The following is a 10,761-nucleotide window of genomic DNA, read 5'->3' on the forward strand; positions in this document are numbered from 1 at the left end:
CTAGTAGCTCCGCTACGAGGACTCTCGCCCGGCACACCGAGAGCACGCACCGAACGCCGCTCCTTCTCCCACGGAGATCCATCAGAAGCCCCCTACACGACCGTCCGAAACCTGGGGCTGTTCGTGCAGACCGGCGGAGTGCTCCTGGACGTCGCGCTGAAGAAGGCGATCGACCTGGGATGGGTCGAGGGCCCGCGGATCGTGCCCGCCGGGCACGCCATCGCGCCGATCGGCGGACACCTCGACCCGACGATGTTCCAGGCCTTCACGCCGGGCGTGCTGCCGTTGACGGTGGAGGAGGGGATCGCCAACGGCGTCGCCGAGGTGCGCAAGGCCGTCCGCCACCAACTCAAGTACGGGGCGCGGGTCATCAGGGTCTGCGCGTCCAACGGCGTCATGTCGCACACCGGACCGGCCGGCGCGCAGCAGTACTCCGACGAGGAGCTGCGGGCCATCGTGGACGAGGCGCACCGGGCCGGCGTGAAGGTCGCCGCGCACTGCATGGGGGACTCGGCGATCCGGGCCGCCGTCGAGGCCGGCATCGACTGCGTCGAGCACGGCTTCCTCGCGAGCGACGCCACCCTCGACCTGATGGTGGAGCGCGGCACGTTCCTCGTCGCGACCACCTACCTGACCGAGGGCATGAGCACCGCCCACGCCGACCCCGCGCTCCAGGCCAAGGCGGCCGACGTCTTCCCGCGCGCCCGCGAGTCCACGGCCCGCGCGATCCGGCGTGGAGTCAAGGTGGCCCTCGGCACCGACGCCCCCGCGATCCCGCACGGCGAGGGCGCCAAAGAGCTGCTCGCGCTGGTCGACCGCGGCATGCGGCCGCTGGACGCGCTGCGCGCCGCCACGGTCGTCGCGGCCGATCTGATCGACGCCGAGGACCGGGGACGGCTGCGGGAGGGACTCCTCGCGGACGTCGTCGCCGTCCCCGGCGATCCGCTCGCCGCGGACGTCGTCGCCGTCCCCGGCGATCCGCTCGCCGACCTGTCCGTGACCGAGCGGGTGTCCTTCGTCATGAAGGGCGGCCGGGTGGTCCGGGACGACACCGGGAGCACTCCAACGGGCTGACGACGAAAATAGAGGTGTCGGCGATGTACGACTACGTGATGGTGGGCGCGGGACCGGCGGGCCGCGTCCTGGCGAGCAGGCTCTCGCGCGATCCCGGAGCACGGGTGCTGCTCGTCGAGGCGGGCGGCCCCGGCCGGCACCCGTATCTGCGGATGCCCAAGGGTGTCGGGAAGCTCTTCGGCGACCCCGCCTGCTCCTGGCACTACCGCACCCGCCCGCTGCGCGAGGGCGGCAACCCGGAGATCTGGGTGCGCGGCAAGGTGCCGGGCGGGTCCAGCGCCGTCAACGGCATGGCCTACAACCGGGGGAGCCGCGCCGACCGGGACGCACTGGAAGGGCTCGTAGGGCGCCCCTGCCCGTCTGTCCGCCGTCACCCCGAGTGAGTGACCAGCCCGTTCGGGCACCACACCCGCAGGAACTCCGCCGCGGCCCCGACATGCCGCATCCCCTGCGCCGACGCGTCCTCGTAGACCCGCAGGTCCACCGCCACCCCCGAGTGGGCCGCGCGCGTCGCGAAGGACAGGGCGTCGTCCAGCAGGACATCGGTGCCGGCCGCGTGCAGCTGGATCGGCGGCAGCCCGTGCAGGTTGCCGTGCAGCGGGCTGAGCAGCGGGTTGTTGCGGGACTCCGGCCCCGCGTACGCGGCCGCCCGCCGCGGCAGCGACTCCGCGTCCACCGTGCGGTCGGCGGCCGCGTTGAACAGCAGGCTCGGCGCCTCCAGCGTGAAGTCCAGCAGTGGGGAGACGAGCACCGCGCAGCTGGGCGGCGGCGCGCCCTCGTCGCGCAGCCGCAGCAGCAGCCCGGCCGCCAGCGCCCCGCCGAGCCGCTTGCCGGTCACCGCCACCGCGCCGCCCCGGGCCCGGCAGTGCTCCCAGGCCGCGTACACGTCGTCGAGCGCCTGCGGGAACCGCGGCCGGTAGCGGGCGCAGACCACGGCGAGCCCGGTGGCGCGCGCGAGTTCGCGCGCGGTGGGCAGGGCGTCCTGCACCGTGCCCGCGAGCCGCGGGTCCCCGTGCAGATACAGCACCGTCTGCTCCACGGCTGCGCCGTCGGGACGGACCTCCGGCCCGAACGGACCTTCCTCGACACGGACTTCACCTGCCACGGGACATCACCCTCTCGGCCGCTTCCCAGTGCTCTTCGGCCACCCACAGCCGGGCGAAGGCGGCGGCGGCCTCCTCCGGCGTTCGCGTGCGGGTGGTGAGGTTCTTGATCTCGCGGGCCTGCGCGGTGGCCAGGCCGCGTGCGAACTCCCGCCAGGCGTCGGCGAATCCGACGCGCGGCAGGACGACGTCGACCAGGCCCAGCCGCTCGGCCTCGGCCGCGTCCAGCACCCGCCCGGTGCCGGCCAGCAGCATCGCCCGCCCCGGACCCACCAGCCGGGCCAGCCGCTCGGCGCCGCCCCAGGCCGGCACGATGGCCAACCGGGACTGGTTGAAGCCGATGCGGACGTCCTCGGCGGCGATCCGGATGTCGGCGGCGACCGCCACCTCCGCGCCGCCGCCCAGCGCGTGCCCGTTGAGCGCCGCGACGACCGGACCGGGGAAGGCGGCGATCCGGTCGCACACCGTCCGCATCCGCAGCGCCATCGCGGACGCCTCCGGCTCGGTGCGCAGCCGGGCCAGCTCCTTGAGGTCGCCGCCGGAGACGAACGCCTTCTCGCCCGCCCCGGTCACCGCCAGCGCGAGCGCGCCGTCGGCCGCGTCCAGTGCCTTCTCCAGCTCGCCCACGGTGGCGAGGTCGATGGCGTTGCGGGCGTGCGGGCGGTCGATCGTGATGACGGCGAGGCCGTCCTCCAGCTCCAGTTCAACCATGTCAGTCCTCGTACTCCACCGTCACGTCGGGTGAGGTCGGCTCGGCCTGGCAGGTGCGCACATGCCCTTCGGCGACTTCGCCGGCGTCGAGGGCGTTGTCCACCCGCATCCTTGCTTCCCCCACGGTGAGCCTGGCCATGCAGGTGGCGCAGTCCCCGGACTCACAGGAGAACGGCGGGGTGAAGCCGGCCCGGCGGGTGCTCTGGCGCAGGGTCTCGCCGGAGCGCTGCGGCACCGAACGCCGCTGACCTCGCACAACGACGGTGACGACCGCCGTGAACGGCTCCGGTCCGCACAGGCAGAAGTCGGCCGGGCCGTCCGCCGGCTCCCGGATCCGCTCCGCCGTGACCAGGCCGCCCCGGTCGTCGAGGTGGTGGTGCAGGGCGAGCCGCCCGGGTCGGGGCGCAGACGGAAGGCGCCGCTCGGCCGGGTCGGGGCGCAGACGGAAGGCGCCGCTCGGCCGGGTGGCCTCCAGCACGTCCCCCGGCCGCAGTTCGTCGCGCATCCGGCCGGACACCAGCCCGCCCGGCACCCGCTTCACGCGTGCCATATGTGGAACTTACCTTCTCTCTGAGTGAGAGTGCAATTCTCGTGCGCGTACTGGTGAAGAGACTCGAGTGAGGAGCCCCGTCGCATACACACGATTCCCCCGGCGCCCTGCGGGTCGGTCCCGCCCGCGCACCCCGGCGGCAAGGTCAAGAAGTTTGTTCTTCGTGACAGCATTGTCGCTACTCAAATGTGAGAATACGATTCTCGTCGATCGGTGAAGGAGGATTTCTGATGCCCTCTCGCGACGTCGCGTATCCGCTGTTCGACGCGGACAACCACCTCTACGAGACGCAGGAAGCGTTCACCAGGTACCTGCCCAAGGAGTACGACGGGGCGATCGAGTACGTGAACGTCCGTGGCCGCACGAAGATCGCGATCCGTGGCCAGATCAGCGAGTACATCCCGAACCCCACCTTCGACGTGGTCGCCCGGCCGGGCGCCATGGAGGAGTACTTCAAGGTCGGCAACCCGACCGGCAAGACCCGCCGGGAGATCTTCGGCGAGCCGATGCGCGCGGTCCCCGCCTTCCGCGAGCCGGCCCCGCGGCTGGAGCTGATGGACGAGCTCGGCATCCGGCGCAGCCTGATGTTCCCGACCCTCGCCAGCCTGATCGAGGAGCGGATGAAGGACGACCCGGAGCTGATCCACGCGGTCATCCACGCCCTCAACCAGTGGCTCCACGAGACCTGGGGCTTCGCCTACAAAGACCGTATCTACACGGTCCCCGTCATCACGCTCCCCATCGTCGAGAAGGCGATCGACGAGCTGAACTGGGTCGTGGAGCGCGGCGCCCGGGCGATCCTGATCCGTCCGGCCCCGGTCCCCGGCTTCGGCGGCACCCGCTCCTTCGCCCTGCCGGAGTTCGACCCGTTCTGGAAGCGGGTGGTGGAGACCGGCGTCCTGGTCGCGCTGCACTCCTCCGACAGCGGTTACGCGGCCTACGCCAACGACTGGGAGGGCAACAAGCGCGAGTTCCTGCCCTTCAAGCCCAACGCGTTCCGGCAGGTCCACCAGTGGCGGCCGATCGAGGACGCGGTGACCTCGCTGATCTGCCACGGCGCGCTCAGCCGCTTCCCGGAGCTGAAGGTCGCCGTCATCGAGAACGGCGCCTCCTGGGTGGGGCCGACGCTCGGCAGCCTGGCCGACGTCTACAAGAAGATGCCGCACGAGTTCCAGGAGGACCCCGTCCAGGTCCTCCGGCGGAACATCCACATCAGCCCGTTCTGGGAGGAGGACATGGCCGCCCTCGGCGATCTCATCGGCATCGAGCGCGTCCTGTTCGGCTCCGACTACCCCCACCCCGAGGGCCTCGCCGACCCGCTCACCTACGTCGACCACCTGGTGAAGCTGTCCGAGGAGGACCGGGCGAAGGTCATGGGCGGCAACCTGGCCCGGCTGATCGACGGTTGAGGAGCCGATGAACACAACCGCGCGGTGGCGCAGCATCCCGGAGCCGGTGCGCAGCGCCGCGAGCCGCTTCGGCGACGCCGAGGCCGTCGTCGAAGGCGACCGGCGGCTCTCCTGCGCCGAGCCGGCCGAGCCGGCCGAGCAGGTCGGGCCGGCCGAGCAGGTCGGGCGCACCGCGGGGGCGTTCGCCTCGGCGGGCGTCGGACCCGGTGACCGGGTCGCGCTGGGGGTCCCCAACTCGGCCGAGTGGATCGTCGCCGCGTTCGGTCTGCTCACCGCTTGCGGGGTGCTCGTCCCGGTGCACACCCGGTTCCGCGACGAGGAGGCGCACGGCATTGTCGTACGCGGCGGCGCGAAGGCCCTGTTCGTCCGGAACGGCTTCCTGGACCGGGAGTTCACCGGCTCCGCCGACATCCCCGTCGAGCTGGTCCGCCGGATCACCGCCGAGCTGCCGTTTTGCCACCTCATGACCGGCTACGGCCTCACCGAGGCCGGCACCGGCACGGCCTCCCGCCCCGGCGACCCGTACGAGGCCGTCGCCACCACCGTAGGCCGCCCCCGCGAGGGCTTCGAGCTCCGCATCGCCGACGACGGCGAGGTCCTCGTCCGCGGCTACGGCGTGCTGCGCGGCTACCTCGACGACCCCGCCGCCACGGCCGGGGCGATCGACCCCGACGGCTGGCTGCACACCGGTGACCTGGGGGAACTGGACGCGGAGGGCCGGCTGCGGATCGTCGGCCGCAAGAAGGACACGTTCGTCGTCGGCGGCTTCAACGCCTACCCGGCCGAGATCGAGGGCTTCCTGCTGACGCATCCGGCCGTCGCCCGGGTCGCCGTCGTCGGAGTTCCCGACGAGCGGCTGGGCCAGGTGGGCAAGGCGTTCGTGGTGTCGCGCGGCGAGGTCGGCGAGGCCGCGCTGATCGCCCGGGCCCGCGAACGGACGGCCGGCTTCGAAGTGCCCCGGCAGATCGAGTTCCGAACCGAACTGCCGCTGAACGCCACCGGCAAGGTGACGAAGGACCGGCTGTCATGACGACCGACGACCCCCGCACCGCATCCGGCATCCCCCTCAAGCCGGTCTACGGCCCCGCCGACCTCCGCTCCGCACCACCGGGCCCCGGCGACCACCCCTTCACGCGCGGCAACTACCCCACCGGCTACCGGGGCCGCACCTGGACCCTGCGCCAGTACTCCGGCTTCGGCACCCCGGAGGAGTCCAACCGCCGCTACCGCTACCTCCTCGACCAGGGCGGCACGGGCCTGTCGGTCGCGCTCGACCTGCCCACCCAGTGCGGCTACGACTCCGACGACCCCGAGTACGGCGACGAGGTCGGCCGGGTCGGCGTGGCGATCGACACCCTCGCCGACGCCGAGATCCTCTTCGACGCGATCCCGCTGGACCGCATCAGCACCAGCTTCACCGTCAACGGCACGGCCGCGATCCTCCTCGCCCTCTACGTCGCCGCCGCCGAGAAGCGGGGCATCCCGCGCGCGAAGCTCACCGGCACCATCCAGAACGACATCCTCAAGGAGTACGCTTCCCGGGGCACCTGGATCTGGCCGCCCGAGCCGTCGCTGCGGCTGATCGCCGACACCATCGAGTTCTGCGCCGCCGAGGTGCCCCGCTTCAACGCGATCTCCGTCGCCGGCGCGCACTTCCGCGACGCGGGCGCCAACGCCGTCCAGGAGATGGCGTTCACGCTCGCCGACGGCGTGACGTACTGCGAGACCGTCCTCGCGCGCGGCCGCATGACCATCGACGAGTTCGCCCCGCAGATCTCCTTCTTCTTCTACACCCACGGCGAGTTCTTCGAGGAGGTCGCCAAGTACCGTGCCGGACGGCGGCGTTGGGCGACCATCGTGCGCGAGCGGTTCGGCGCGAAGACCGACAAGGCGTGCATGTTCCGCTTCGGGTGCGTGGCGGGCGGGGCCTCGCTGTACGCGCCGCAGGCCCGCAACAACACCGTCCGCGTCGCCTACGAGGCGCTCGCCTCCGTGCTCGGCGGGGTGCAGTCGATGTTCACCGCCGCCTGGGACGAGCCGTTCGCGCTGCCCAGCGAGGAGTCGGCGACGCTCGCCCTGCGCACCCAGCAGATCCTCGCCCACGAGACGGGCGTGACGAAGGTCGCCGACCCGCTCGGCGGCTCGTACTTCGTCGAGGCCCTCACCGACGCCACCGAGGAGCGCGTCGAGCGCGTCATGGCCGACCTGGAGGCGCACGGCGGCATGGTCCGCTGCATCGAGGACGGCTATCTCCAGGGCCTGATCGCCGACGAGGCGTGGCGGCTGCACCAGGAGGTCGACTCGGGGACGCGCCCGGTCGTCGGCGTCAACCGCTTCACGGTGGACGAGCCCCCGCCCGACCTCGCCGCCTACGAACTCGACGCCGACGGCCGCGAACGCCAGCTGAAGCGCCTCGCGCGCGTGAAGGCGGAGCGCGACGCGTCCGAAGTGCGGGCCCGGCTGACGGAGTTGAAGCGCGCCGCCGAAGGAGACGTGAACCTGATGGCCCCGTTGATCAGCTGCGCCGACGCCTACTGCACGGTCGGCGAGATGGCGGACGCACTGCGCGCGGTCTGGGGCGAGTTCCGACAGCCGGTGGTGTTCTGATGGAACATCAAAAAGCTTCTCGGGTAAGGGTTCTCGTCGCGAAACCCGGCCTGGACGGACACGACCGCGGGGCCAAACTCGTCGCGCGCAGCCTGCGCGACGCCGGCTTCGAGGTGGTCTTCACGGGCATCCGCCGCCGCGTGGACGACATCGCCGCCACCGCCGTCCAGGAGGACGTGGCCCTCGTCGGCCTGTCCATCCTCTCCGGCGCGCACCTCGCGCTCACCCGCCGCACGGTCGAGGCGCTGCGCGCGGCCGGGGGCGACGACATCCCGGTCGTCGTCGGCGGCACCATCCCCGCCGGTGACGTGCCGAAGCTGCGCGCGGCGGGAGCGGCGGCCGTGTACCCGACCGGGACTTCGCTGGACGACATCGTCGCGGACATCCGTGACCTCACCGCGGGCACTTCCGAGAGGACGGGACTGACATGCGAGTCGGAGTGATGAGCGGCCCCGAGCGGGGCGACGCCGGGCACAAGGCGGCGCGGATGGTCGACGACGCCCGCTGGGCCGAGGAGGCAGGCTTCGACACCGTGTGGGTGCCGCAGGTGCCCACCGACTTCGACGCGCTGACCGCCGTCTCCCTGATGGGACAGGCCACTTCGCGCATCGAACTCGGCACGGCGGTCGTCCCTGTGCACGCCCAGCACCCCGTCGCCCTCGCCCGGCAGGCGCTGTCGGCGCACGCGGCGGCGGGCGGCAGACTGGCCCTCGGCGTCGGCGCCTCGCACCACTGGATCGTGCGCGACATGCTCGGCATCCCCTACGAGAAGCCGGCCGCGTACACCCGCGCCTACCTGGAGGTGCTGGGCGAGGCGGTGAGCGGGGCGGCTTCGGTGGACGTGGAGAACGAGGTCTTCCAGGTGCACAATCCACTGACCATCGCCCCGGTCGCCCGACTGCCCGTACTCATGGCGGCACTCGGCCCGGTCATGCTGCGGATCGCGGGGGAGCGCACCGACGGCACGATCCTGTGGATGGCGGACGAGCGGACGGTCGCCGAGCACGTCGTGCCGACCATCACCAAGGCGGCGGACGAGGCGGGCCGCCCGGCTCCGCGCATCGTCGCCGGCATCCCGGTCTGCCTGTGCGCCCCGCACGAGGTGGACGCGGCCCGCGAACGCGCCAACCGCATCCTCGGCGAGGCCGAGATCTCGCCCAACTACCAGCGCCTGCTGGACCGCGGCGACGCGCGTGACGTCGGCGACCTGTGCGCGGCGGGCGACGAGTCGGCGATCGCGGCGCGCTTCGGGAGCTTCGCGGACGCGGGCGTCACCGACCTGTCGATCCGGCTCCTGCCCGTCGGCAACGGCCGCGACGAACTCGTCGCGTCGAAACTCCGCACCCGGGACGCCGTGGCGGCGATCGCGGCGACCTTCCGATGACCGGCCCCCTGGCGGGCCTGCGGATCCTGGAGGTCGGCCACATCCTCGCCGGCCCGTACGCCACGATGCTGCTCGCCGACCTCGGGGCGACGGTCACCAAGCTGGAACCCCCCGGCGGCGACCTCTCCCGCCAGGTCTCGGACGCCTACTTCGCAAGCCTCAACCGGGGCAAGCGCTCGGTGCGGGTGGACCTGGCGACAGCGCAGGGCCAGGAACGTCTCCACACCCTGGTGGGGCAGGCGGACGCCCTCCTGGTCAACCTGAAACCCTCCGCAGTCCACCGCTTCGGCCTCACCTACGAGGCACTGCGCCCCCACAACGAGCGCCTGGTCTGCGTGGCCCTGACCGGCTGGGGCATGACCGCGGGTGACGACCCGGCCTTCGACTACGTGATCCAGGCGGCCACCGGCTCGACGGCTTCACCCCGCGCGGCCCGCTGCCCGGCGCGTACGCCGAGGACGCCGCCTGGCGACGCGCGGTCGCCTTCGCCCTCGTCGACGGCGCGGCGAAGCTCGCCGCCGTCGACCCGGCCCGCCACGGCATCGCCGACCTGGGCCGGCCGGAGGGCTGGCTGGACCGCCAGACGCCCAAGTACCGGAAGCTGCTGCACGGTTACCGCGACGACCCCGCCTACCGGGAGGGCGAGTCCCCGGAGGTGGACCGGGTCGCCGACTGGCTGGCCGCGCACACGCCGAAGGGAGGCGCGACCGGCATCGTGCACGGCGACCTCCAGTTCGCCAACGTCATGTTCGCCCACGACGCCCCCGAGCTCGCCGCCATCGTCGACTGGGAGATGGCCTCGCTCGGCGACCCCCTCCTCGACCTGGCGTGGATCCTCACCGCATGGCGCGAGAAGGACGACCCGCCCGGCAGCGAACCGCAGTTCCAGCCCTGGGACGGCGTCCCCGGCCGCGCGGAACTCGTCGCGTACTACGGCGAGTCGACCGGCCGGGACGTCAACGGCTTCCGCTGGTACCAGGTCCTGGCCTGCTTCCGCCTCGCCGCCCTCCTGGAAGGCGGCTACGCCCGCGCCCTCGCCGGCCGGATGAACCGCAGGATGGGCGAGGTCCTGCACGCCTACGCGGGCTGGCTGTGGGCCAAGGCCCGCCAGGAGATGGACCGCGAGTGAAGCCGAGTCACTTCGGCGGAAGCCTCAACGCGCCGGCCAGGCACACCACTTCACCGTTGAGGCAGTCGTTCTCGCCGAGGGGCTGGACGAGGGCCGCGTACTCCTCGGGTCGCCCCGTCCGCCGCGGGTGGGGCGCCTGCGGCCCCCAGCGCGCCTCCAATCGGTCGCCCGCCTTGCCGTAGGCGGGCGTGAGGACCGTGCCCGGCGTCACCGACGCGACACGGATGCCGACCGGGGACAGGTCGCGGGCGGCGACCAGCGTCATCGCGGACACCCCGCCCTTCGCCGCGGCGTACGGGAGCCGGCCGATCCGGGAGATCGACGGGTTCTCGATCACGGCCGACAAGGCCTCCGGCGCGAACGACGCGGCGGCGCTGCTCGCGGGGGCCGACGAGCGGTCGGGGCTGCCGGCGCTCGCCACGGTCCGTGCCCGGGCCTCCGTCGCCGCGGACCCGGCTCGGACCGGACTGACCCCCAACCCAGGCCATCCCCCAGGCCCTCGGCCGGGCCCCGGGCCGGGATGCCGGTCGCCGACATCGATCTCCTCGAGATCAACGAGGCGTTCGCGTCGGTCCGGGTCGCCGCCGGCCACCGGCTCGGCCTCGACGCCGACACGCTGAACGTCAACGGCAGCGGCTGCGCCCTCGGCCACCCGGTCGCCGCCGGTGGTGCCCGCATGCTCGTCACCCTGATCCATGAACTGCGCCGCCGGGGCGGGGGAGTCGGGGTGGCGTCGATGTGCGCGGGCGGGGGCATGGGCTCGGCGGTCGTGGTGGAGGTCCCCGCGCCCTGAG

The 10,761-nt window shown here is 72.8% G+C and carries 13 protein-coding genes and 1 pseudogene; 10 read left to right on the plus strand and 4 right to left on the minus strand.

What is annotated here, in order from left to right; translation table 11 throughout:
* Nucleotides 1–1,074 (plus strand): amidohydrolase family protein (locus AB0J04_RS43875; RefSeq protein WP_363174319.1); only part of this gene is annotated, 1,074 nt, incomplete at its 5' end.
* A gap of 23 nt (nucleotides 1,075–1,097) precedes the next feature.
* Entirely contained in the window at nucleotides 1,098–1,457 is a 360-nt protein-coding gene (locus AB0J04_RS43880) for a GMC family oxidoreductase N-terminal domain-containing protein (RefSeq protein WP_363174320.1), read from the plus strand.
* Here AB0J04_RS43880 and AB0J04_RS43885 read toward each other — a convergent pair.
* The 3 genes from AB0J04_RS43885 to AB0J04_RS43895 are packed head-to-tail and all read right to left on the minus strand — an operon-like array spanning nucleotide 1,445 to nucleotide 3,438.
* The gene (locus tag AB0J04_RS43885; RefSeq protein WP_363174321.1) at nucleotides 1,445–2,179 is read right to left on the minus strand and encodes an alpha/beta hydrolase fold domain-containing protein; all 735 of its coding nucleotides are present in this window, start codon (nucleotides 2,177–2,179) and stop codon (nucleotides 1,445–1,447) included. The two genes, AB0J04_RS43880 and AB0J04_RS43885, sit on opposite strands and share 13 nt — an antisense overlap.
* Entirely contained in the window at nucleotides 2,169–2,888 is a 720-nt protein-coding gene (locus tag AB0J04_RS43890; protein ID WP_363174322.1) for an enoyl-CoA hydratase/isomerase family protein, read from the minus strand. The genes AB0J04_RS43885 and AB0J04_RS43890 overlap by 11 nt, the downstream gene beginning before the upstream one ends.
* A gap of 1 nt (nucleotide 2,889) precedes the next feature.
* Complete coding sequence (locus AB0J04_RS43895) at nucleotides 2,890–3,438, minus strand: iron-sulfur cluster-binding domain-containing protein (RefSeq protein ID WP_363174323.1); 549 nt, start codon at nucleotides 3,436–3,438, stop codon at nucleotides 2,890–2,892.
* A 230-nt stretch (nucleotides 3,439–3,668) separates the two neighbouring features.
* On the opposite strand from AB0J04_RS43895, the gene AB0J04_RS43900 reads away from it, so the two are divergent.
* The 7 genes and pseudogenes from AB0J04_RS43900 (at nucleotide 3,669) to AB0J04_RS43930 (ending at nucleotide 9,967) form a co-directional block, all read left to right on the plus strand.
* Nucleotides 3,669–4,847: an amidohydrolase family protein gene (locus AB0J04_RS43900; RefSeq protein WP_363174324.1), complete on the plus strand. Its 1,179-nt coding sequence runs from the start codon at nucleotides 3,669–3,671 to the stop codon at nucleotides 4,845–4,847.
* Nucleotides 4,848–4,854: 7 nt separating this feature from the next.
* Nucleotides 4,855–5,877 carry an AMP-binding protein gene (locus tag AB0J04_RS43905; RefSeq protein WP_363174325.1) on the plus strand — a complete coding sequence of 341 codons (1,023 nt, stop codon included), beginning with the start codon at nucleotides 4,855–4,857 and terminating at the stop codon, nucleotides 5,875–5,877.
* Entirely contained in the window at nucleotides 5,874–7,454 is a 1,581-nt protein-coding gene (locus AB0J04_RS43910) for a methylmalonyl-CoA mutase family protein (RefSeq protein ID WP_363174326.1), read from the plus strand. The genes AB0J04_RS43905 and AB0J04_RS43910 overlap by 4 nt, the downstream gene beginning before the upstream one ends.
* On the plus strand, nucleotides 7,454–7,897 hold the full coding sequence (locus AB0J04_RS43915) for a cobalamin B12-binding domain-containing protein (RefSeq protein WP_363174327.1): 444 nt from the start codon (nucleotides 7,454–7,456) through the stop codon (nucleotides 7,895–7,897). The genes AB0J04_RS43910 and AB0J04_RS43915 overlap by 1 nt, the downstream gene beginning before the upstream one ends.
* Nucleotides 7,882–8,838 (plus strand): TIGR03564 family F420-dependent LLM class oxidoreductase, encoded by a 957-nt coding sequence (locus AB0J04_RS43920; RefSeq protein ID WP_363174328.1) that lies wholly within the window; start codon nucleotides 7,882–7,884, stop codon nucleotides 8,836–8,838. The genes AB0J04_RS43915 and AB0J04_RS43920 overlap by 16 nt, the downstream gene beginning before the upstream one ends.
* Before the next feature lie 65 nt (nucleotides 8,839–8,903).
* A pseudogene (locus AB0J04_RS43925) lies at nucleotides 8,904–9,200 on the plus strand (CoA transferase); the annotation flags it as partial.
* 74 nt (nucleotides 9,201–9,274) lie between these two features.
* Nucleotides 9,275–9,967: a phosphotransferase family protein gene (locus tag AB0J04_RS43930; RefSeq protein ID WP_363174331.1), complete on the plus strand. Its 693-nt coding sequence runs from the start codon at nucleotides 9,275–9,277 to the stop codon at nucleotides 9,965–9,967.
* Between the two features lie 7 nt (nucleotides 9,968–9,974).
* Here AB0J04_RS43930 and AB0J04_RS43935 read toward each other — a convergent pair whose 3' ends face one another.
* On the minus strand, nucleotides 9,975–10,388 hold the full coding sequence (locus AB0J04_RS43935; RefSeq protein WP_363174329.1) for an SDR family oxidoreductase: 414 nt from the start codon (nucleotides 10,386–10,388) through the stop codon (nucleotides 9,975–9,977).
* Nucleotides 10,389–10,487: 99 nt separating this feature from the next.
* Between AB0J04_RS43935 and AB0J04_RS43940 the strand changes: the two genes are divergently transcribed.
* Nucleotides 10,488–10,760 carry a hypothetical protein gene (locus AB0J04_RS43940; RefSeq protein ID WP_363174330.1) on the plus strand — a complete coding sequence of 91 codons (273 nt, stop codon included), beginning with the start codon at nucleotides 10,488–10,490 and terminating at the stop codon, nucleotides 10,758–10,760.
* Nucleotide 10,761: the final 1 nt, after the last annotated feature.

The sequence above is a fragment of the Streptomyces sp. NPDC050263 genome (assembly GCF_040655955.1).
GTDB lineage: Bacteria > Actinomycetota > Actinomycetes > Streptomycetales > Streptomycetaceae > Streptomyces.

Coding starts and splice junctions, on each gene's coding strand:
- AB0J04_RS43915 (WP_363174327.1), top strand. CDS start 7,454: ATGGAACATCAAAAAGCTTCTCGGGTAAGGGTTCTCGTCGCGAAACCC.
- AB0J04_RS43905 (WP_363174325.1), top strand. CDS start 4,855: ATGAACACAACCGCGCGGTGGCGCAGCATCCCGGAGCCGGTGCGCAGC.
- AB0J04_RS43890 (WP_363174322.1), bottom strand. CDS start 2,888: ATGGTTGAACTGGAGCTGGAGGACGGCCTCGCCGTCATCACGATCGAC.
- AB0J04_RS43900 (WP_363174324.1), top strand. CDS start 3,669: ATGCCCTCTCGCGACGTCGCGTATCCGCTGTTCGACGCGGACAACCAC.
- AB0J04_RS43910 (WP_363174326.1), top strand. CDS start 5,874: ATGACGACCGACGACCCCCGCACCGCATCCGGCATCCCCCTCAAGCCG.
- AB0J04_RS43940 (WP_363174330.1), top strand. CDS start 10,488: ATGCCGGTCGCCGACATCGATCTCCTCGAGATCAACGAGGCGTTCGCG.
- AB0J04_RS43895 (WP_363174323.1), bottom strand. CDS start 3,438: ATGGCACGCGTGAAGCGGGTGCCGGGCGGGCTGGTGTCCGGCCGGATG.
- AB0J04_RS43920 (WP_363174328.1), top strand. CDS start 7,882: ATGCGAGTCGGAGTGATGAGCGGCCCCGAGCGGGGCGACGCCGGGCAC.
- AB0J04_RS43880 (WP_363174320.1), top strand. CDS start 1,098: ATGTACGACTACGTGATGGTGGGCGCGGGACCGGCGGGCCGCGTCCTG.